Raw genomic sequence first — 21097 nt, 5'->3', positions numbered from 1 at the left:
ACTGACTTGTCACCCAATAATAATGAGTAACTAGTTAATCAATTTTTAGCAAAAATAGTTAATAAATTAGAACTAATTTATAATAGACTCACCAACTAGCTTATTAATCAAGCTATATTTAAACAGTTTTCATCTTAATAACAAGATGAACAAGCAAAAAAATAAACTAAAATGAATTGAAAGGAAAATTATGCGTATAATTATAGCTGTTTTTTTTATGTTCTTATTAGCCGCTTGTCATACACGTACAGCAGAAGAAGCTTATAAAGAAGGAAAATATTTAGAAAGCATCAACTTATTGGCGGATAGTATTGAGGATAAGGGTACTGCAAAATTAGGTCAAAAAGACGTACAACGACTACAAAATATCGTCAATAACGTTATGCAACATTATGAAACAACTTTATCAAATGCCAATAATCAGGATTATGCCAAACGAATAGAATGCTACCAAAATTTATTAGCAATGAAACTGCGATTAAGTGATCGCTTTTATAGCCAAGAAATCAGTTTTTTTGATAATAAATATGATTTTACTAAATTACAAGAGAGTATCGCAAAAGAGTACTATGACTATGGTAATTCAATCACAGGAACCGATAGTAAAAGTTATAGAATAAAAGCCGATTTATACAAAAAAGGATTTGAGCAATACAACTATAAAAACATTGAAAGTTTGTATAACAATGCAAATAAAAAATATATGCAACTTGCTGCTAAAGATTATTATGACCAAGGAAAAATGTTAGCACAGCAAGGTAATTATAAAGCTGCTGCGGATGCATTTAATAATGCCTCGGAAGTATATCAGCCTCTTGGCAAGTACAAAGATAGTGACAAACTTTCTATTGAGAATGATAGAAAACACTGTACTCAACAAGCAGAAAATGCTTATGAACAAGCACAACAATTAGCCAGAACAGCAACACGTCGTTATCAATTTCGAGAAGTTGCCCAATATTACGCTTCAGCTGCTTCGGCTTATCGCCAATACGGAGCGTTTCGCGATGCAGATTTCCAAGCAGATAAATATAAAAGAGAAGGGAAAATAAAAGTTTATTATAATTCTTCAGAATTAAAATCTTATGTAACAGATCTATTAAGTAAAGACTTTATAGAATTTGTTATCTACCAACCAGGACAAGCAGATGTCACGATCCGTGTAACGACAAATGTTGAATTTTCTGATCTTGGTAAATCAGTTAACAATGAAACCAAAACCGAAAAAATATTTGATAAATTTATTGAATTCGCTGACGAAAATGGTAATAAAAAGCAAGTTAAAACCTATAAAGATCAGCAGTTTAATTTACAAACTGTGACTCACAGCAATAAATTAACCTTAACCACTGAAATTGAGGCTCATGGAATCTATAGTTACAGTAAATCATTTAACATTGTACAAACGTCAGCAAAACATGATTATATCTACTCTGGCAATGTGCCATCAAATTTACATAATTACAGTAAAGGAACATTGCAAACCAAAGATAGCTTGCTTCGAGCGGCAAAAGAACAGCAATTAACAGAATTAAAAGTATATATTGAAGATATGGTTCGGGATTTATCATATCTATAATTACTATAAATGTCATAACTAAAATTTAACTAAATAAAGACTACTTACTCATTGGTGCTCATTTTTATAAATGAGTGTCCAATGAGTAAATTGAATGTTTTTATTTATTTGCGGAGTTGATTTAATTCGTCCAGTATAAAGAAGTACGGGCTAGATTAGAGCATATCTAGTCAAAAATTAAAAATGTGTTTGTTTGGGGCAGCGTTGGTTAGTAAACACTGTTTTCGGCTAAATGAAACTTGAATCCTTGTTGATGCATGATTTCTCGCAATGTTTATAGTATTAATTACTGTAAACAACACTAGAAATTCCTACAATTAAAAAGTTGCTATATCAGTACTAAATTTCATCTAAAATAAAACGACGTTTGGTTTATCAGAACATCAACTCCATACTTTTTCAATTCAATTATTGAAGTGATAACTAAAATAGTTGTTTTATCAAATTCATGATAAAATATGGTTTCTTTTAAAAACTTTACAAAAAAATTAATACGATGAAAAAAATAAAATATTCTTTGTTGCTAGTTTGCAGCATAACATTGGTCGGTTGTTTTGGTTCAGATACCACTTCGTCTAGCTCTGTTGATCGTATGATTGATAATCCAACACCAAATGAAATAAAAGTGATTATTGATGGAAATGAATTAACCATTCCAGCAAAATCAAGTGTGAATTATACATTTGAATACGGTAAGCATACACTGTCTTACGGTAATCAATCATTAAATTTTATAGCTAAACCTTCAACAACTAATAGTTCAGGATTAATTAATCCTACTCAAAGTAATTATTATTTATTAACAACTTTCTATACAACTTCAAATGTGAGTGATGAAACTTACGATAAGTTGATAGCTAAATATTTAAATTCAGTTCCAGTAATTATTAAAGGTGAACAGCAAGAGCTTGAACTACCAGTTAAAGTTATTAATGATGTTTTTATTGAGCGTCAAAAAGATTTTTGGGATTATTCAGTAGATGAACCTTATCCAGATGAAGTAACTTTACGAGGGAAAGGGCAATTTCAATCTCGAAAAATCAAATTATTCCGAGAAGATGGCTTTATTGAAGCTTTAAAAGCAGAAGGGCTTAATGAAAAAGTTGATTTTATAAATGAACATCCTAAATTTTCTGAGCTTAAAAAATATACTATACCAAATATTCAGCTAGATGCTATTACTTGTAAGAAAGGTCGCGAATTTGTTGAAACGCAGTTAAATGATTGGAATAAGCTTTTTACTCTGACAGGTAAAGATTTGGCCTTGTTATACAAACAGTTAACATCGTCTGAAACTTTTCACACGAAACATGCCATTATAACAGAATGTACGAAAGCAGGAGATTCAAATCAAAGCTATCAGTTCGCTACAAGAGAACTTGAGGGGGCATTCGATGAAACTAATCAACTTAATTTTTTTATTACTCAATAAACTAATTCAAATAAAGGTAAACGTTTAACCAAATCGGTAATAGTTACATCTTCTTTATAATATAAGCGCCATATCTTTCGTCAGTGATAAGGCGTTAGTTTTGTTTTCATGTATATTCTTTATAGCCATTTTTTAAAGCTTCATAAATAAAGTGAGTTGTTCCTACATTAAATTTTTATCACTTCTGATGTTTACAATCTTCATACTAACCTCTAAACTAATTGATGTTCTCAACGGGGTGCCCCAAAGGGCTGAGAATGTTAGATAGGATAACATAACCCGCCGAACCTGAACTGGATCATGCCAGCGGAGGGATTTGAGTTATTGCACTTGCTCAAACCTTTTGTCTTTTATTTGCTATTTTGGAGGCAAAATGTTTTGTAAAAAATTGTTATTATCTTTGGTATTTTCGATACCTTTTATTGTAAATGCTGCCAACGTAAAACCAACCTTAACTGTTTATAGTTATAATTCCTTTATTTCAGAATGGGGACCAGGAAAAGCAATTGAGAAAGGGTTTGAAGCACAGTGTAACTGTGAACTTGAGATTGTTACATTAGGCGATGGAGTAGCGGTTTTAAATCGAATGCGACTTGAAGGTGATAGAACTAATGCCGATGTAATTTTAGGATTAGATAACAATCTTTTAGAACAGGCAAAACAAGCCAAAATAGTTATACCTCATCAAATCAATAAACCAGATAATTTAAATACCAACTGGTGGGATAGTGATTTTATGCCTTATGATTTTGGTTATTTCGCTTTTATTTATGATCAACAAAAAATCAGTAATCCACCACACAGCATGCATGAGTTAGTAGATAATAAAGTCAACTGGAAAATTATCTATCAAGACCCAAGAACTAGCACTCCTGGGTTAGGTTTATTATTTTGGGTGAAAAATATATATGGTGATGATGCCGCATCTGCATGGCAGAAAATAGCAAAAGATACTGTGACAGTGACTAAAGGTTGGGGTGAAGCTTATGGCCTATTTTTAAAAGGCGAAGCTGATTTTGTGCTTAGTTATAGCACTTCGCCAGTTGCACATATTATGAATGATAATGATCATCGTTATGCTGCTGCTATTTTTGACGAAGGGCATTATCGCCAAGTCGAAGTTGCGGGTATTACTAAGTATAGTCAGCATCCCGAATTGGCACGTGCTTTTTTACAATATTTATTAACGCCTGATGTACAACGTCAATTTGCTGAAAAAAATTTCATGTATCCGATTATTAATATAACGTTGCCTGAAGCTTTTCAGCAAATTAAACCAGTCAATAAAGCACTCGAGTTTGATGCTAAGCAAGTTAAAAATAATCAAAAGAGCTGGGTGCGTGAATGGAAATCCACCATTAGTAAATAGTTTTATTCAGTATAATGTTGAAATTAAGAACGTTAATCCCCGGCATTAGTGCTGCAAGCTTGATTTTAGTTGTATTAGGTTCAGCACTATTTGCGCTTTGTTTAGTTGCTTTTGAGTCTAATAATTTAACTGTCTATTTTGATAGTTATTTATTACATGTTATTTGGATAACAATATTTCAAGCAACGTTATCAACGTTGCTATCTGTGTTATTGGCAATATTGATGGCTAAAGCCCTATCGATAGTCAATTTTTGGGGTAAAAATCTATTGCTACGCATTATGCCTATCACCTTTATATTTCCTACGTTGGTTGTGGTAACGGGGTTATTATCTGTTTATGGGCAACATGGTTTATTAGCGTCGTTTTGTCATTATTTAGGTTTGCCTTTTGTGATATCCATTTATGGTTTAAAAGGTATTTTATTGGCACATATATTTCTTAATTTCCCTTATGCTTGTTGCTTGTTTTATCAAACCTTAAATAGTGTACCAGTCGAACACAAACAATTAGCTGCTCAATTGAATTTTTCGAGTTTTACTTATTTTAAATTGGTGGAATGGCCACTATTGCGTCGACAGTTGCTACCTATGGCATCGCTAATCTTTATGCTTTGTTTTTCTAGTTTTGCTATTGTATTGGCTCTAGGTGGTGGACCTAAATATACCACACTTGAAGTTGCCATTTATCAATCCATCCGTGAATTTGATTTGATACAAGCCGTGCTTTTAGCATGTTTGCAGTTGGTTTGTTGTGCTTTTTTTATGGGGTTGATGCAAAAGTTTAATTATAGCTATAAATTTAACACTAAATATGTTAAGCAAAGTTATCGTTTACCTGTTTCGTTTAGCTTAATTTTGTCGAGTTTTGTTATTATTGTTATTGGTGCATTATTTATTTTGCTACCCATCATAACTATATTAATAAAAGGTATTTATTTTTTTCAGTGGTCATTTTTTTCAGTGGCCTTTCAACGTGCAGTTATGTTTTCTTTACTAATTGCTTTTGGGTCAGCCAGTATTGCTATGCTACTAGCTTTATTATTACTCTATACAAACAGCCGATTATTGATTTATCGGCAAATAAATTGGAGTAATCGATTAATGTTAATTGGATCGCTGATATTAATTATTCCAAGCATGGTGCTGGCGTCAGGTCTGTTTTTACTGTTATTTTCGTACGCTTATAGTTCGGTCTTTGTTTGTGTTTTGACGATGCTTTGTAACAGTTTAATGGCACTGCCATTTATATTAAAAAACCTTGCTGCACCAATGTATGATGTTACATCTCGCTATTGGCACTTAAGCCAGTCACTTAATATTACTGGTTTTTGGCATTTTTATTTAATTGAATATAAAGCACTAAAAAAGTTAATTATCCAAAGTTTTGCCTTTTCAGCAATATTATCATTGGGTGATTTTGGTATTATTGCGTTATTTGGTGGCCAGTCAGTCACAACGTTACCTTATTATTTATATGAGCAAATATCGTATTATCATTATCATGAAAGTGCCGTAACGGCTGCATTATTGCTAATATTATCTTTTAGTTTACTGGTTGTGATAGATTATGATCGAACTGAATCAAATTAATTGTCAATATGATAATTTTAAAATGCATTTTGATATCAAAATTACTGCAAAAGAAAAGGTGGTTATTGTTGGGCCAAGTGGTGCAGGTAAAAGCTCATTGTTAAGCTTGATTGCTGGATTTATTTCACCAAATTCTGGGCAAATTTTACTTAATCATCAAAATATGACTCACACTCAACCAGGAAAGCGGCCTGTTTCGATTTTATTTCAACATAATAATTTATTTGATCATTTAAATGTTGAACAAAATATTGGCTTAGGCATAAAGCCTTGTTTAAAACTAAATACATCGGAACGCCAAACAATAGATGATATGTTAGCTAAAGTTGGTTTAACTGGTTTTAATAATCGTTATCCCGAACAACTTTCAGGTGGTCAGAGTCAACGTGTTGCGTTAGCTCGTTGTTTAATTCAACGTCGACCTATTTTATTGTTAGATGAGCCATTTTCAGCTCTCGATCAAGCATTACGCTTTGAGATGTTAGCATTAGTTGATCAAATTTGCGATGAGCTCGATTTGACATTAATGATGGTCTCACACAATCTTAATGATTCGCTTAGTTATTTTTCTCGTTGTTTGGTGGTGGATAATGGACAGATCGTTTTTTATGGTTTACCAAACCAATTAAACCAACCTGAAAATAATCACATTGCAAAGATATTGGGTTTAAATATCTCAAAAAATTAATAGGTTAGAATTTAATGATTTATATATTTAAATTTAGATATTTAAAGCTTAAGGTTTTATTAATCTACCAAGCATATATTGCATTTTATGATCAATAACAAAGCAAATTAAATATCTATGCTAAACATAAAAGCAACCAACAAATTTAGCTGGTCAGCACTTATCTTTAATATTTTATTTTTTACTTATTTTTCTAGTGCATTACAGTTATATATTTTTCTTTCGGGGCATTCCAATGCAATTGGACTTCGCGATTCAATTATCTATAGTTTGATTTGGCTTATTCCTGTTTTGATTTTTCCTGATTATACAAGAAAGATTGCGACTATATTTGGGCTTATTGTCGGCTGTTTGTCTTTGGTTTCTGTCGGTTATTTTGTGATTTATCGACAAGAATTTTCGCAAAGTGTATTTTTTGTTATGGCAGAATCAAATTATAGTGAATCGAGCGAATTTGTTCAGCAGTATTTTAGTATTAAATTAGTTATAGTATTGATTATTTATAGTTTAATGGGTGTTTATCTTTGGAGTAAAGTCAGACCTGTTTATATTAAAACTTCTACTAAATGGATTGTATCACTATTAATAGCTATTTATGCCATAATGCCTGTGTTTATTAGTGTGATAATAAAAAAATCATCTATTGAAAAAGCCGGAACTCATTTACTAACGCGTATGGAAACAACTGTGCCATGGCAACTTATTAATAGCTATTTAGCTTATCGATCTCAACTTAAAAATATGGAAGATATTTTAAATCATTTAGACACTTTACCTCCTGTTGAAAATTTAAAAGATGCTAACGGTAATACGCCTAGGACGTTGGTGTTAGTCATTGGTGAATCAACAACACGTAATAGGATGAGTATTTATGGTTATGGTCGAAATACCACACCTCAAATTGAGCAGTTTAAAAAAGATAATGCTGATTTTGTTGTATTTAACGATGTGGTTTCATCAAGACCTTATACTATCGAAATTTTGCAACAAGCGTTAACTTTTGCTGATGAGAAGCATCCCGATTTATACCTGAAAACTCCTTCATTAATAAATCTTATGAAGCAAGCAGGGTATAAAACATTTTGGATCACTAACCAGCAGACCATGACCAAGCGTAATACCATGTTGACTATGTTTTCTAAACAAGCCGATGAACAGTTTTATATGAATAACGATCGTAATCAAAGTTCAAGACAATATGATGAATCGGTATTTGAGCCTTTCAAAAAAGTGCTAGCTGACAACGCTGAAAAGAAATTTATTGTTATCCATCTGCTTGGTACGCATATGAAATACGAGTTCCGCTATCCAAAAGACGGTAAGTATGACCGTTTTAAAGATAAGGAAAGTATTCCATATCCTCTCGATGACGATAAAGTAGATGTATATAATAGTTATGATAATGCAATAAGTTATAACGATTATGTCACAACAACACTGTTTAATATCTTCAAAAACAGTAAAGAAAATGGTTTTATGTTATATTTTTCAGATCATGGTGAAGATGTTTATCAAACGCCACCGCATAATGTGTTAGGGCGAAACGAGAAGGCACCAACTAAAACTATGTATACTGTGCCATTTATGCTTTGGCAATCGCCAACATGGGTGGCAACGCATCCTAATAACTATCAAGCTTATGTAGATCGAAAATTTAATACACAAGATTTGATTCATACTTGGTCTGATTTAGCAGGGTTAAGCTATAACTTATATGTTCCTGAAAAAAGTATTGTTAATCCTAATTTTCATGAATCGATTCGTTGGATTGGCGATCCTTATGACAAGAATGGCCTAATTGATTTTGATAAATTAACAAAGTAATTCACTTAGGTTGTTTACACAAATATTTAAGGTATAATATTGTATATTTATACAGTTATATTTGAGTATTGTGAAACCCTCTATGCGAAAAATTATTCATGTCGATATGGATTGTTTTTATGCCGCCGTTGAAATGAGAGACAATCCCCGTTATCGCAATATGCCTATTGCGGTAGGGGGCGATCCTCGTAAACGTGGCGTGGTTGCGACTGCCAATTATTTAGCTCGTCAGTATGGTATACACAGTGCTATGTCAATGGCTCAAGCCATAAAACTTTGTCCTAACCTTAAAATTATAGCGGGTAGGCATGCAGTTTATAAAGAAGTCTCCAAACAGATCCACCAAATATTTAAACGATATACTGAATCTATTGAGGCTTTATCACTCGACGAAGCTTACCTTGATGTAACTGATTGCAAACTTTGTTATGGTTCAGCGACTTTAATTGCTCAAGATATCCGTCAGGCAATTTACAAGGAACTTGAGTTAACTGCATCGGCAGGTGTTGCTCCACTTAAGTTTCTTGCCAAAATAGCCTCTGATATGAATAAACCTAATGGCCAATATGTAATAACACCAGATAACGTTGATAGTTTTATAGAGCAGCTACCGTTAAAAAAAATCCCAGGTGTGGGTAAGGTCACGGAAAAAAAATTAGCCCAATTGGGGCTATTTACATGCAATGATATTGTTAATTATGATGTAACTAAATTAATTACCCAATTCGGTAAATTTGGAAGAATACTATATGAGCGATGTCAAGGTATTGATGATCGTGAAGTGTGTAATGACAGGCAACGTAAATCGGTAGGGGTAGAGCGTACTTTAACTGATGATATTCATAGTTGGGAAGAGTGTTTATTGCAGTTCGATCCATTATTTGATGAAATGGAAAAACGGTTAAGCAAAGTTCGTGCTGATTTATCGATTGCTCGGCAAGGTGTAAAATTTAAGTTTGACGATTTTCAGTTAACTACGCAAGAACATGTTTGGTTTAAATTGGATAAAGCTGATTTAATTGAGCAAGCGCATAAAGTTTGGTTAGAACGGCGTAATGGGCGTGGAGTTCGGTTAATTGGTTTTCATGTAACGTTAATCGATCCGCAAGTTGAAAAGCAGTTGATTTTTCAGTTTTAGCCCTTTTAACCATAAAAATGAGGATGCAGGCAAAGCCTTTAAACATCCTCATAACAAATGATAGCTAGCTAATAATGATTATTTCAAACTTGCACCATTAGTACTAATGACTTTTTTGTACCATTCAAAAGAGTCTTTTTTATAGCGTTTCATACTACCGTTACCTTCATTATCACGGTCAACATAAATTACGCCATAACGTTTTTTCATTTCGCCAGTAGTGAATGATACAACATCAATAATTCCCCAAGCAGTATAACCCATTACATCAACACCATCATAATCTATAGCGGTTTGCATGGCTTTGATATGGGCACCTAAATATTCAATACGTGGTTTATCGTGTATTTGATTACCGTTTTTGAGTTCATCAATTGCACCAAAACCATTTTCGACAATAAATAGCGGTAATTGATATCGATCATACAGACGGTTAAGTGTATAACGTAAACCTTCAGGATCAATTGGCCAACCCCAATCGCTGCTTTTTATATAAGGATTTTCAACCGCATTAGGTAGTGCACCGTTAACTATGTTGTCACGATTATCATTTTTGGCATCAGCTTTAACGACAGTAGACATATAATAGCTAAAGCCAATGTAATCAACCGTACCTTTTTTCAAATAACCTAAATCTTCTTCGGTAATATCAAGTTTATATCCTTCACGCTCAAATTCTTTTAATGCATAAGCTGGATAGTAGCCGCGAACGTGAACATCAGGGAAGAAGAATCGTTGATGCATGGCAATTTCTGAAGCCATCATATCTTCAGGATTACAAGAATATGGATAAATTGGCACATGCGATACCATACAACCAATTTGAAAATCAGGATTAATTTTTTTACCTGCTATTACTGCTTTAGCACTGGCTAACAGTTCATAGTGTGCAACTTGGTACAGAACTTCTTGCGGATTTTCATCAGGTTTAACTTGTACGCCAGAGTTAGTCCAAAAGAAGATAGGATTACTAGTATCCATTTGATTATTGATTTCGTTAAATGTCATCCAGTATTTAACTTTATTTTTATAACGTTCAAAACATGCAGTAGCAAAGCGCTCAAAAAATTCAACAGTCTTACGGTTTCTAAAACCACCATAATGACGAGCAATATGTAAAGGCATTTCAAAATGGGATAATGTGATAACTGGCTCAATGCCGTGAGCTATTAGTTCATCAAAAACATCATCATAAAAGCGAAGACCTTCTTCATTTGGTTCAAGTTCATCACCCTTTGGAAAAATTCGAGTCCACGCGATCGAGGTGCGTAGACATTTAAGGCCTAATTCGGCAAAAAGCTTGATATCGTCTTTATAACGATGATAAAAATCAATTGCTGTATGGTTTGGATAAAATTTACCCGCTTCGATATCTTGAGTGATTTGTCTTGCAACGCCATGAGCACCTGCGGTCATAACATCAACAACACTTGGGCCTTTACCGCCTTCATTCCAACCGCCTTCAAATTGGTGAGCGGCTAAAGCACCGCCCCATAAAAATGGTTTTTTAGTCATTTTTTATTCCTTGTTATTGCTTAATGTTAAATATGATATCATCAACTGTTACTTGTGTTTTATCGGTTAATGAAATTTGTTGATACTGATCGGTATTAACAATAATAATTGGGGTAATTAATGGATAACCTGCTTGCTTAATTGCCTCAGGATTGAAGCTGATTAGCAAATCACCTTTTTTTACTTTTTGATGTAATTCAACATGATATTCAAACTCATTGTTAGTTAAATTAACTGTATCAATACCCACGTGAATTAACAATTCGACGCCATTATCTAATGTTAACCCAATGGCATGTTTAGAATTTTCAAATACTGCAGTTACCTCGCCATCAAAAGGCGCATAAACGTGATTATCAGTAGGTTCAATTGCAATCCCTTCTCCCATGAGTTTTTGTGAAAAAGCAGGATCGGGCACTTCGCTTAGTGGTAAAGCATGACCTGTCATCGGGCTTGTGATGTCAACTTCATCAAGAAGAATCTTAGGATTATCATCTTCAATATTGATATTTTCTTGACTATTAACTGTATCTTGTATGGTTTCGCCAGTTCCCAAAATTTGGATCAAAACTACTGGTCCTAAAAGAGCAATAAGTGAACCAATCAAGACGCCAATAAATGAACCAGGATTATTTGGGCTAATTGCATTAACGATGGTTAGTGGACCTGGTAAACCAGCGTAAGCAACATAGTGAGGAGCAAAAAATCCTGCCACAATACCACCACAAGATGCAGAAATACAGCCATAAATAAATGGTTTTTTAAAGCGTAAGTTAACACCATAAATAGCAGGTTCGGTTATACCAAATAAGCCAGTGATAAAAGCAGATAATGAAATACCTTTCATCTCTTGGGTTTTGGTTTTTAAATAAAAACCTAATGCTGCACCGACTTGACCAATAACGGCAATGGTTTGGAAAGCTTGGAAAGAATCTTGACCATACTGCTTAAAGTTTTCGACGATAACAGGTGTGATCCCCCAATGTACACCAAAAATAACAAAGACTTGCCAAACAGCACCTATGATTCCGCCTGCAACTGAAGGCGCTAGGCTAACAAACCAATTATAGCCGTTGGCAATGTATTGTGCACCATTTGCGGTTAATGGACCAACAACAAGTAATGTTAAAGGTACCATAATGACAAGGCTAAATAATGGCAATAAAACGGGTTTTATAATGCTATGCAGTCTAGGCTCTAAGAATCGTTCTAAATAAGAAAGTAACCAAACTAAAAAGAGTGGTGGTAAAACGGTTGAAGCATAAGTGGTTTGTGATAGCGCAATACCAAATAGATCAATTTCTTGTCCTTCACTAATTAGTTTTGCAAACTCTGTCCATGTCGGTGATAACAGCGCAGCACAACAAGCAACAGCGATATATAAGTTACAACGAAAATGCTGAGAAGCTGTAATGGCAATAAAGATAGGTAAAAAGAAAAAAGGTGCCCAAGAGATGAAATTGAATACCTCAAAAGTCCCCGTTTTTTCTAGCTCAGGGCAGGCTAATTTAAGTAAAATCAAGATACCTTGCAAAATTCCTGATGCGGCTAAAATATAGACAAACGGGGCGAATACAGCCGACATTGTCGCAATGATGCGATTTAATATGTTGTTATCATTTCCTGCTTCAATTTTGTTATCAGTATTAACTAGCTGAGTAAAAGCGTTATAGACTTTATCAACATGTGTACCAATAACCACTTGGATTTGACCGCCTTTTTCAACAACGGTAATCACACCCGGCAATTTAGCAATGTTTTCTTTTGCATGATCTGGTGTGTGTTGGGTAACAAGGCGAAGGCGTGTTGCACAGCGAGAAACGGTAACAATATTCTTCTCACCACCTAACTCATTTAAAATATCAACAGCTAGCTTGTTATAATCTCTAATTTTTGATGACATCCATAAACTCCTTAAAAGCAATTCAGTAAGATTATTTTATAGACAATTTCAAAATTGTTAATTAACAATTATATTGTTTGTGATCTAGATCGAGTTTTTATATTATTTAATTTAAAACTAAAAATAAGCTGTATAAAATACTACTTCAATTATTGATTAAATTAATAACATAAACAAATGGTTAAATATCAAGAAGTTGCAAAAAAAATCAAACAGATGATTTATCAAAAACAACTGTCCAAAGGCACTCAGCTTGCTAATATTGACGGGTTAATTAATCAATATCAGGTCAGTCGTAGTACAATTGTTAAAGCGCTTAATTGTCTTGAGCGGCAGGGCGTTATTTATCAAGTGCAAGGTAGTGGTATTTTTGTTCGTGAACGTAAAAAAAGAGGCTATCTCAATTTTTTGCAAAGTCATGGTTTTACTGTCGATCTAGAAGATGTTTATGGTTCTTCGACAGTACTTAATGTTGATATCATCAAGCCCAGTGCAAAAGTTAAAGAAAATCTACAATGTGATGATAACGAAGAAGTCTATTTTGTTAAAAGATTGCGCTATGTTGAAGATAAATTATATGGCTTAGAACAGTCATATTACCGTAAAAAGTTAATTTGTTATTTAAATAAAGAAATTGTAGAAAACTCAATTTTTAATTACATTCAGGAAAATTATAATATTAATATTGGTTTTTCTGATAAATATTTACAGGTAATAAAACTTGATGAAAAAATGGCGCCATGTTTAGGATTGCAACCTGGCGAACCTGCACTTTGTGTTGAAGAAATATTTTATACCTCGTCTGGTGAACCTTTTGATTTTTCAAAAATCATTTATCATTACGAAAATGCAAGATTTTGTATACAAAATCACTCGAAGTAAGTTTGAATGATGAATTATTAGGAAGATGAATAAGAAATCGATCATTCATCTTCCTTTAATTATTAGCAAATTTAACTGTTAACAATTAAATTTCACCACCAACACCCTTAAACTTTTCAACCAATGCGGCGATCTTTTCAAAGACTCGGTTCTTTTTAATTAAATATTGAGGATTCAGTGGGCTCATTTTTGGTAAAATCTCGTTCAGCTCTGTGCCGTTTTCGGTTGCATATTTTCGCTTTAATGATGATGCAATATAGCGTTTTGTTGCTGCTTCATTTAAATTTTCCTCTTCAATTAAGGAATTAAGCTCTACCTGTAACTCTTGCTGTGCATACAAGAAAAACGCATCAATAATCGAGGCTTTATCTGGAATAGCATCAAGATCAGTTTGTTTTATAAACTCTACAACTAGCTCTTCTTTAGCTCGATTTTCTAAGCTTGATCGAATTAATCGCTTAGCATCTTCGACAATGTCCTGTTTGGTTTTTTCTTGTTTATTTTGTTCATAAATTAACTCAAGAATATAATCCAGATTGATCTCTTGCGATTTTAATAGATCAATTTCGAAAACCACATCATCCCAGTCAAATCTTTGCTGATCTTGTTGATTGGCTTCTTTTTCTCGGCGTAGCCAATCACGAATATCATTATAAGTTGAACGATAATTTTGAATTGTGCGGTCAGTCGGTAGTTTAACTGCTTGCATTTTTTGCAGATCTTCATCAGTCACATAATGTTTGTTTTTAAACGCTAAAACTGCCTGCGCATCTGTCATATCTAATTGTTGGAAATCCTTTAATGCAACAAATTCATCATAATTTTGTAATATATTGTCAGCACGTAAGTACTCACCAAATAATTTAACAAACTCTTTTTTATCTTTTTCTTTGATAATTTCATCAGGGCGTGGGAACTTTTCTTGTAACTCGGCAACGATGGCTAGATAGCCATTGTGGAAATTACCTGAATCTTTATCAGTAAACCCTTCCATGTATTCCTTAAAGCTTTTTTCTAACACTACTTCATGAGTATTACTTTTACCAAATGTTATTATTGCATCAATGGTCGCTTGTTCTAAATCACGAAACGCCACAATATTACCAAAGGTTTTGGTGGCATTATAGATACGATTGGTGCGTGAAAAGGCTTGAATTAACCCATGATACCGCAGGTTTTTGTCAACAAATAGGGTATTAAGTGTTGGGGCATCAAAGCCAGTTAGGAACATGCCAACGACAATTAATAGATCGACTTCTTGATTTTTTACTTTTAAAGACAAATCGCGATAATAGTTTTGAAATTGATCGCTACTGACATCAAAGTTAGTTTTAAACATCTGATTATAATCTGATATCGCAGAAGCTAAAAACTCTTTAGCACTTTGATTTAAGGCATCTATTTCAAAACTTTCATCGGCAAAATTACCTTGCGCATCTTGTTCTTCATTAGCAGAATAAGAAAATATCGTGGCTATTTTTAACGGCTGATTTGCACCTTCTTGTAATTTTTTGAATGATTCATAATAGAGTTTAGCCGCATCTACACTACTCACTGCAAACATGGCATTGAACCCTTTACTTTTGCCCATTAATCGGTGGGTTTTTTGTTTAAAATTATTCAGAATATATTGTGTGATTTGCTCAATACGGTTTGGGTGGAGCAATGCTTTTTTATTTTCAGCAGCGCTGAGTTTTTCAAGATTTTGTTCTTGCTCTATCGATTTAAAATTAGGACGCACATCATTATAGTCAACTTTAAATTTTAGTACCTTTTCGTCACGAATTGCATCGGTTAATACATAAGCGTGCAGTTCACGACCAAAAACATCCGCTGTGGTTTGCGTTCCGATTGCGTTAGTATGCATAATCGGCGTACCAGTAAAACCAAATTGGTAATATTTTTTAAATTTACGCTTTAAGTTTTTTTGAGCTTCGCCAAACTGGGAGCGGTGCGCTTCGTCAAAAATAAATACAACGTGCTTATCATAGATCGCTAAGTTATCGTCGCTTTTGATCAAGTTATTAAGTTTTTGAATGGTAGTAACAATAATTTTATTATCGGTTTTCTCAATATTGCGCTTAAGCCCTGCGGTACTATTTGAACCATTCACACTATCTTTTGAAAATTTTTGATACTCTTTCATGGTTTGATAATCCAGATCTTTACGATCCACCACAAAAAAAACTTTATCAATAAATTCTAGTTCGGTTGCAAGGCGTGCCGTTTTGAAACTGGTTAGTGTTTTACCAGAACCTGTTGTGTGCCAAATAAAACCACCACTTTGTAAGCTACTCCACTTTTTGGCATGATAAGCGCTAATGATTTTCCATAATATACGCTCGGTGGCAGCGATTTGGTAAGGGCGCATAATTAACAATGTGTCATTCACATCAAGCACCGAATAAGTCAATAACACATTTAACAGCGTTCGGCTGGCAAAAAAGGTTGCGGTAAAGTCTTTTAGATCTTTTATCGGCTCGTTTTTAACATTCGCCCAATTCATTGTAAAATCAAAGCTATTTTTGTCACGTTTAGTCGTGTTAGCAAAATAGCGCGTATCGGTACCATTTGATATAACAAACAGTTGTAAATATTTAAATAGTGAATTGTCTTGATTAAAGCTCTCTTTACTATAGCGATGCACTTGATTAAAGGCTTCACGAATAGCAATACCACGCTTTTTTAGTTCAACTTGAACAAGCGGCAAGCCATTAACTAAAATCGTCACATCATAACGATTTGCATAATTACCTGTTTGCTGAAATTGATGGATAACTTGTAATTTATTATTGGTGACATCTTTTTTATCTAACAGCTTGATATTTTGGATATGACCATCATCAAAAACAAAATCATAAATATGATCGTGGTGGATTTTGCGACTTTTGTCGATCATCGATTCATTGGGTTTATCCAAATACTCTAATACAAAACGTTGCCATTCCTCATCGGTAAATTGCATTTTGTTTAGTGTTTGCAACTGCTCGCGAATATTGGCTAATAACTTTTCATGCGTATTTAAATTCGGTAAATATTCATAGCCTTGTCGAGTTAAATCATGAATAAATTCGTTTTCTAAATCCGTTTCAGTCTGATAAACAGCCGCTGTCTCTTCAAGCTTGTTGTAGTTATCTAAAATAATGTAGCTATTGGTTTCGGCAATTGGTTTTGTATAAGTCGTCATAGTCTATTCCAAATGTTTAAAATTGTAATTTTATTCTACTATTTAGTTCACTGTAATTTTTCTGTGATTTATTGTTCTGCCTTAGGAAAATCCAATAACAAATTACGATAATATTCATATTGTTTTTGGCGTAATTCAATCTCACGCGGTAAACCCTCCGTGATTGAGTTGGTGAGCACATCAAATTTATCTAGGATTTCAACAATACGTGCTTGTTCCTTGAGTGGGGGGATGGGGATATTGATATTATCTAAAATAGCTTTAGTTAAACTTGGTCTACCTGATCCTGTATCTAACTTGGTTAGATCTATTGTTTTCATATAATAATAAAAAAATTTAGGGATGATTTCTTCTTCATCTATTTCTGTGTAGTAGATTGTATCAACATTCCAAAATGGTGATTCAAGATAAAAAATATTTGTGATTGAACCTTTACGTGGAATTAGTACTGTCGGTTTATTATATGCATGTGTATTAACATAGCCCATAACTCCTCCCGTACCATAAACAGGAATATCGCCATCACCTAATTTTTTCCAATCTTTACCATTTTTAATTTTCGCAATCTCTCCCAAATTCTTCCACTCAACCTCATCCTCTTGAAAGGTCAACAATTGATCTCGATAATAATTGTATTGTTTTTCCCTTGCAGTAAGCTCTGCTGTGAGCTCTGCTGTGAGCTCTGCTGTGAGGGCTGTGAATTTGTCTAAAATACGGACGATTTCAGTTTGAATCGAAAATGGAGGTACTGGAATCTTTTTATTAGCATAATTACTAATCCATTGTCTCTTATGATCATTATCTATCTTTTCATTTGGAAGTGTACTCATCCAATAATAAATATATTTTAAATTATATTTTTCTTCATCAGCTGAACTGATGATTTTCATTGCGGACGACTTAATTTTGAAATCAAAATTAACCCATTTATTTGCGGTTGTAAAATCATCAAAAATGATAACTGGATTATTTTTCCCTGCATAAATTCCAGCTATTTCATTCGTATAACCTAAAATGAAAGTTTTACCTGCCGTCAAAACAGGTGTTTTGTATTCATCATTGTAATTTGTTGATGTGACAAGATATTTGGTAGGTTGTTCATAATTTGTTACTTCATCCAAATTTTTCCACTCAACCTCAACACCTTTTAATAACTCAGTTATATTATTACGCATAATCATCCCTCAATCTCCGCCACAATTGCATCAATTTGGGATCGTAAGCTATCAATTTTAGCCACGGTATCTTTTATTTGGGCATTAAGTTGGGTGATATCAATCACTTCACGGGTATCTTCGGCTTCCACATACGAGCTGACTGATAGATTATAGTCATTTTGCGCAATGGTTTGATTATCGACCGATTTAGCAAAATATTCGATATCTTGCTTGCTAGCAAATATTTGCATAATTTCTTGAATATGTTCATCAGTGAGCACATTATTATTGGTCTCTTTTTTAAACAGTTTACTAGCATCAATAAATTGTGTTGTTTTGACGGTTTTATTTTTGGCAAGCACCAAAATATTAACCGCAATCGATGTGCCATAAAATAAGTTTGGTGCGAGCGAGATTACGGTTTCAACAAAATCATTATCGACCAAATACTTACGAATTTTTTGTTCCGCACCACCACGATAAAATATCCCCGGAAAGGTAACAATTGCCGCTCGCCCTCGCTCGGACAAATAACTTAGTGCATGCATAATAAAGGCAAAATCGGCTTTCGATTTTGGTGCTAGTACGCCAGCAGGCGCATATCGGTCATCATTGATTAAGGTTGGATCATCACTGCCAATCCATTTAATTGAATAGGGTGGATTAGAAACGATTGCATCAAATGGCTTTTCGTCGCCAAATTTTGGATTAAGTAGCGTGTCCCCTAAAGCAATTTCAAATTTATCATAGTTGATATTGTGTAAAAACATATTCATTCGAGCAAGGTTATAGGTAGTATGATTGATTTCTTGACCGAAGAACCCATCCTCAATAATATGTTCGTCAAACTGTTTTTTCGCTTGTAACAATAAAGAGCCTGATCCTGCTGCTGGATCATAGATCTTATTGACCTTTTTTTGATTATGTAAGGCTAATTGCGAGATCAGCTTGGACACATTCGGCGGCGTAAAAAATTCACCACCAGATTTACCAGCATTCGAGGCATAATTAGAAATCAAAAACTCATAAGCATCGCCAAACAGATCAATTTGATTGTCTGCAAAATCACCAAAATCAAGCTCGGCAACACCATTAAGTACTGCGGCTAACCGTTTGTTTTTATCGGCAACTGTATTACCTAATCGGTTACTGGTAGTATCAAAATCGGCAAATAATCCTTTAATATCGCTTTCTGAAGGATAACCAATGGCTGAGCTTTCAATTGCATTAAAAATATTGGCCAAGTCAGTATTTAAACTTGGATTGGTATTAGCTTCAGCTACAATTTTACAAAATAATTGGCTAGGATAAATAAAATAGCCTTTGGTTTTTATTGCATCTTTTTTAACTTCATCGTTAATGACATCGTCGGATAATGTGCTGTAATCAATACTCTCATCGCCACCTTCAATATAATTGGCAAAATTCTCACTAATAAAGCGATAAAACAAAGAACCAAGTACATACTGTTTAAAATCCCAACCATCGACAGCACCACGGACTTCGTCGGCAATTTTCCAAATTTGTCGTTGTAGTTGATCGCGTTGTTGCGTTTCGGTAATTGATTTAGCGTTATTAGATGTCATATTTTTCAAAATTCCTAAATAAAAAATAGGTGCTGCCTAATTAGAAAGTAACTGATTTTTACTTTCATATTAGTCATTTTATAGCTACCTGTTATAGGTGTTATAGCATAGCTGATTTGTTGTTATTTTTCCATCTGGGGTGTTTATTAAAAACTCAGCCAATGGGTATTTTGAACTTTAAGGTTGGTAAATCTTAAAAAATAACAAAGCAACAAAATCTAAAAACAAAACCCTTTTTTTAGCTATATTTTAAAAGTTAATAAAATCAATAAATTAAATTTATCTTTAAAAAAAGGGTTTTTAAAACCTAAATACCTATTTGCCTTTTTACATACTATATTGATAGTATATTAGCTTCTAGTTCACTGCCGTGTAGGCAGTTTAGAAAGTATAAAATGGTTGACGATCTTTTTCATTTTTGTTCACTGCCGTGTAGGCAGTTTAGAAAAATACGCCAATATTGGAGGTGAACTAGATAAGGTTCACTGCCGTGTAGGCAGTTTAGAAATCCTCCGCTTCAAATTTTGATTTCAAATGTTCGTTCACTGCCGTGTAGGCAGTTTAGAAATATTCGCATGTTTGCAGAGCAAGGCTCGGATAGTTCACTGCCGTGTAGGCAGTTTAGAAAACACAAATGCGAGAATTGACGCAGAAAGTGCAGTTCACTGCCGTGTAGGCAGTTTAGAAATATCAAGTGTTTCGATAAAAAATAGTGATGCTGTTCACTGCCGTGTAGGCAGTTTAGAAACACAGGGTGTAAGTAGACAGAAGTTAATATTAAGTTCACTGCCGTGTAGGCAGTTTAGAAATGGTTATTCAACAGTATTTCCATTTTATGCGGGTTCACTGCCGTGTAGGCAGTTTAGAAAAAGCCGAACACGTGACAACGCTACGTTTGTGCGTTCACTGCCGTGTAGGCAGTTTAGAAACCGCAGCGGCGTAAGCCCAGTAATTTACGTATGTTCACTGCCGTGTAGGCAGTTTAGAAATTAATATTTTTCGCCAAATTTGGCGTTAACTAGTTCACTGCCGTGTAGGCGGTATTTTGTATAAAAAATAGAAATTTCTGTATAACTGGTTGATTTTAATTAAAATAAAAAATTAAATAAAATCAATGCTCTACCTGAACGATTTTATGAGTGTAATACATCCCATAACATGGTAAGGTTTATATGTTCATTGGTTGTTAGGTAATTCACTAATTCCTTGGTTTAGAAATTATCACCAATATTCATTATTTCCACA

At 33.8% G+C, this 21097-nt stretch carries 13 protein-coding genes, 1 CRISPR repeat array and 1 riboswitch; of the genes, 8 read left to right on the top strand and 5 right to left on the bottom strand.

The window, feature by feature from the left end; all coding sequences use genetic code 11:
- Positions 1 to 190 precede the first annotated feature (190 nt).
- The 7 genes from ACGH80_RS08325 to dinB all read left to right on the top strand — a co-directional run bounded on the left by ACGH80_RS08325 (position 191) and on the right by dinB (position 9622).
- Complete coding sequence (locus tag ACGH80_RS08325) at positions 191 to 1579, top strand: hypothetical protein (protein WP_085165241.1); 1389 nt, start codon at positions 191 to 193, stop codon at positions 1577 to 1579.
- A gap of 496 nt (positions 1580 to 2075) precedes the next feature.
- Positions 2076 to 3011, top strand: a complete 936-nt coding sequence (locus ACGH80_RS08320) for a hypothetical protein (RefSeq protein ID WP_143422084.1) — start codon at positions 2076 to 2078, stop codon at positions 3009 to 3011.
- A 224-nt stretch (positions 3012 to 3235) separates the two neighbouring features.
- Positions 3236 to 3344, top strand: a riboswitch (TPP riboswitch).
- A gap of 40 nt (positions 3345 to 3384) precedes the next feature.
- Positions 3385 to 4380, top strand: a complete 996-nt coding sequence (gene thiB / locus ACGH80_RS08315) for a thiamine ABC transporter substrate binding subunit (RefSeq protein WP_411630888.1) — start codon at positions 3385 to 3387, stop codon at positions 4378 to 4380.
- A gap of 14 nt (positions 4381 to 4394) precedes the next feature.
- A complete protein-coding gene (gene thiP / locus ACGH80_RS08310; protein ID WP_085165245.1) occupies positions 4395 to 5972 on the top strand; it encodes a thiamine/thiamine pyrophosphate ABC transporter permease in 1578 nt (525 codons plus the stop codon).
- Positions 5950 to 6660, top strand: a complete 711-nt coding sequence (thiQ, locus tag ACGH80_RS08305) for a thiamine ABC transporter ATP-binding protein ThiQ (protein WP_065589937.1) — start codon at positions 5950 to 5952, stop codon at positions 6658 to 6660. Before thiP ends, thiQ begins: the two co-directional genes overlap by 23 nt.
- Before the next feature lie 117 nt (positions 6661 to 6777).
- Positions 6778 to 8484, top strand: coding sequence for a phosphoethanolamine transferase CptA (cptA, locus tag ACGH80_RS08300; protein WP_411630886.1), 1707 nt, complete (start codon positions 6778 to 6780; stop codon positions 8482 to 8484).
- An 82-nt stretch (positions 8485 to 8566) separates the two neighbouring features.
- Positions 8567 to 9622 (top strand): DNA polymerase IV, encoded by a 1056-nt coding sequence (dinB, locus tag ACGH80_RS08295; protein ID WP_411630884.1) that lies wholly within the window; start codon positions 8567 to 8569, stop codon positions 9620 to 9622.
- Between the two features lie 78 nt (positions 9623 to 9700).
- On the opposite strand, the gene ACGH80_RS08290 is transcribed toward dinB, so the two are convergent.
- Together ACGH80_RS08290 and ACGH80_RS08285 are read right to left on the bottom strand one after the other, a co-directional pair.
- A complete protein-coding gene (locus ACGH80_RS08290; protein WP_411630882.1) occupies positions 9701 to 11137 on the bottom strand; it encodes a 6-phospho-beta-glucosidase in 1437 nt (478 codons plus the stop codon).
- A 13-nt stretch (positions 11138 to 11150) separates the two neighbouring features.
- Positions 11151 to 13040, bottom strand: coding sequence for a beta-glucoside-specific PTS transporter subunit IIABC (locus ACGH80_RS08285; RefSeq protein ID WP_411630880.1), 1890 nt, complete (start codon positions 13038 to 13040; stop codon positions 11151 to 11153).
- 177 nt (positions 13041 to 13217) lie between these two features.
- Here ACGH80_RS08285 and ACGH80_RS08280 point away from each other — a divergent pair, with 177 nt between their 5' ends.
- On the top strand, positions 13218 to 13922 hold the full coding sequence (locus ACGH80_RS08280) for a GntR family transcriptional regulator (protein ID WP_034911654.1): 705 nt from the start codon (positions 13218 to 13220) through the stop codon (positions 13920 to 13922).
- An 85-nt stretch (positions 13923 to 14007) separates the two neighbouring features.
- Here the strand turns inward: ACGH80_RS08280 and ACGH80_RS08275 are convergent, their stop codons facing one another.
- The 3 genes from ACGH80_RS08275 to ACGH80_RS08265 form a co-directional block, all read right to left on the bottom strand.
- The gene (locus tag ACGH80_RS08275; protein WP_411630877.1) at positions 14008 to 17109 is read right to left on the bottom strand and encodes a type I restriction endonuclease subunit R; all 3102 of its coding nucleotides are present in this window, start codon (positions 17107 to 17109) and stop codon (positions 14008 to 14010) included.
- Between the two features lie 68 nt (positions 17110 to 17177).
- The gene (locus ACGH80_RS08270; protein ID WP_411630875.1) at positions 17178 to 18290 is read right to left on the bottom strand and encodes a restriction endonuclease subunit S; all 1113 of its coding nucleotides are present in this window, start codon (positions 18288 to 18290) and stop codon (positions 17178 to 17180) included.
- The gene (locus tag ACGH80_RS08265; RefSeq protein WP_411630874.1) at positions 18287 to 19852 is read right to left on the bottom strand and encodes a type I restriction-modification system subunit M; all 1566 of its coding nucleotides are present in this window, start codon (positions 19850 to 19852) and stop codon (positions 18287 to 18289) included. Before ACGH80_RS08265 ends, ACGH80_RS08270 begins: the two co-directional genes overlap by 4 nt.
- 360 nt (positions 19853 to 20212) lie before the next feature.
- Positions 20213 to 20841: a CRISPR direct-repeat array (repeat unit 28 nt; unit sequence GTTCACTGCCGTGTAGGCAGTTTAGAAA).
- Between the last annotated feature and the right edge of the window lie 256 nt (positions 20842 to 21097).

The organism is Gilliamella sp. BG1 (assembly GCF_046635625.1).
GTDB lineage: Bacteria > Pseudomonadota > Gammaproteobacteria > Enterobacterales > Orbaceae > Gilliamella > Gilliamella bombi.
This window is presented reverse-complemented; position numbering and strand designations above follow the sequence as displayed.

Excerpts from the sequence above, each read along its gene's own strand:
- ACGH80_RS08325 (WP_085165241.1), top strand. The coding sequence starts at position 191 with ATGCGTATAATTATAGCTGTTTTTTTTATGTTCTTATTAGCCGCTTGT.
- ACGH80_RS08320 (WP_143422084.1), top strand. The coding sequence starts at position 2,076 with ATGAAAAAAATAAAATATTCTTTGTTGCTAGTTTGCAGCATAACATTG.
- thiB (WP_411630888.1), top strand. The coding sequence starts at position 3,385 with ATGTTTTGTAAAAAATTGTTATTATCTTTGGTATTTTCGATACCTTTT.
- thiP (WP_085165245.1), top strand. The coding sequence starts at position 4,395 with ATGTTGAAATTAAGAACGTTAATCCCCGGCATTAGTGCTGCAAGCTTG.
- thiQ (WP_065589937.1), top strand. The coding sequence starts at position 5,950 with ATGATCGAACTGAATCAAATTAATTGTCAATATGATAATTTTAAAATG.
- cptA (WP_411630886.1), top strand. The coding sequence starts at position 6,778 with ATGCTAAACATAAAAGCAACCAACAAATTTAGCTGGTCAGCACTTATC.
- dinB (WP_411630884.1), top strand. The coding sequence starts at position 8,567 with ATGCGAAAAATTATTCATGTCGATATGGATTGTTTTTATGCCGCCGTT.
- ACGH80_RS08290 (WP_411630882.1), bottom strand. The coding sequence starts at position 11,137 with ATGACTAAAAAACCATTTTTATGGGGCGGTGCTTTAGCCGCTCACCAA.
- ACGH80_RS08285 (WP_411630880.1), bottom strand. The coding sequence starts at position 13,040 with ATGTCATCAAAAATTAGAGATTATAACAAGCTAGCTGTTGATATTTTA.
- ACGH80_RS08280 (WP_034911654.1), top strand. The coding sequence starts at position 13,218 with ATGGTTAAATATCAAGAAGTTGCAAAAAAAATCAAACAGATGATTTAT.
- ACGH80_RS08275 (WP_411630877.1), bottom strand. The coding sequence starts at position 17,109 with ATGACGACTTATACAAAACCAATTGCCGAAACCAATAGCTACATTATT.
- ACGH80_RS08270 (WP_411630875.1), bottom strand. The coding sequence starts at position 18,290 with ATGATTATGCGTAATAATATAACTGAGTTATTAAAAGGTGTTGAGGTT.
- ACGH80_RS08265 (WP_411630874.1), bottom strand. The coding sequence starts at position 19,852 with ATGACATCTAATAACGCTAAATCAATTACCGAAACGCAACAACGCGAT.